Consider the following 1,634-nt stretch of genomic DNA (forward strand, 5'->3'; position numbering starts at 1 on the left):
AAAACAATCACACGTACTTGGAAAGCAACAGACGACTGTTTAAATGAAGCTACGGCAGTTCAAACGATCACAGTTGAAGATACCACGCCACCAACATTAGCAGGCGGGGTAAACGGATTCTCAGAAAGTACAGGGCCAGATCCTTCAATAAATGCTACTTATATAGCCTGGAGAGATAATTATGCAGGTATAGCAGCTACAGACAACTGCAGTATTGCAGTAATTACTTATACTGAAGGAAATTGGGCAACATCTAGTTGTGGAAATAGTATAATAGTTATATTTACAGCAACAGATGCTTGTAATAATACAGTAAGTCAAGATCATACATTCACCATCACAGATGCTACACCACCAGTTTTAGCAGGAGGGGCAGATAGTGCTTCAGAATGTTCAGGAGCAGACCCATCATTAAATGCAGCTTATATAGCATGGAGAGATAACTATGCAGGAATTACGGCATCAGATATTTTTGGAAATGTTAACATGACTTATACAGAAGGTCAATGGTTGGCTTCAGGGTGTAACAATAGCATAATTGTAACTTTTACAGCAACAGATGATTGTGGATTAACAAATAATCAAAATCAAACTTTTACTATAGAAGATACCACACCACCAACCATCACAGCTCCAGTAAATGTAACAGTAGAATGTACAGACAGTACTTTACCTGCAGCTACAGGAATGGCAACCGCAACAGATACTTGTGGCGATGTAGTAATTACAGAGTCAGATAGTTCAGTAGCAGGGTGTGGAAATTCAATGGTGATTACAAGAACTTGGACAGCAACAGATGCTTGTGGAAATGAAACAGCAGCAGATCAGGTGATTACTATAGAAGATACGACACCACCAACATTAACCGTACCAGCAGCTATTACCGTAGAATGTACATCAGACTACAGTTCAGCAGCAACAGGAATGGCAACCGCAACAGATACTTGTGGCGATGTAGTAATTACAGAGTCAGATAGTTCAGTAGCAGGGTGTGGAAATTCAATGGTGATTACAAGAACTTGGACAGCAACAGATGCTTGTGGAAATGAAACAGCAGCAAATCAAGTGATTACTATAGAAGATACGACACCACCAACATTAACCGTACCAGCAGCTATTACCGTAGAATGTACATCAGACTACAGTTCAGCAGCTACAGGAATGGCAACCGCAACAGATACTTGTGGCGATGTAGTAATTACAGAGTCAGATAGTTCAGTAGCAGGGTGTGGAAATTCAATGGTGATTACAAGAACTTGGACAGCAACAGATGCTTGTGGAAATGAAACAGCAGCAAATCAAGTGATTACTATAGAAGATACGACACCACCAACATTAACCGTACCAGCAGCTATTACCGTAGAATGTACATCAGACTACAGTTCAGCAGCAACAGGAATGGCAACCGCAACAGATACTTGTGGCGATGTAGTAATTACAGAGTCAGACAGTTCAGTAGCAGGGTGTGGAAATTCAATGGTAATTACAAGAACTTGGACAGCAACAGATGCTTGTGGAAATGAAACAGCAGCAGATCAGGTGATTACTATAGAAGATACGACACCACCAACATTAACCGTACCAGCAGCTATTACCGTAGAATGTACATCAGACTACAGTTCAGCAGCAACAGG

At 40.9% G+C, this 1,634-nt stretch carries 1 protein-coding gene; it reads left to right on the top strand.

The window, feature by feature from the left end:
- Positions 1-1,634, top strand: a 1,634-nt coding sequence (locus tag CHB67_RS17295) for an HYR-like domain-containing protein (RefSeq protein WP_449405333.1), incomplete at both ends; no start/stop codon positions are given.

It is taken from the genome of Lutibacter agarilyticus, from assembly GCF_900188235.1.
GTDB classification, from domain to species: domain Bacteria; phylum Bacteroidota; class Bacteroidia; order Flavobacteriales; family Flavobacteriaceae; genus Lutibacter; species Lutibacter agarilyticus.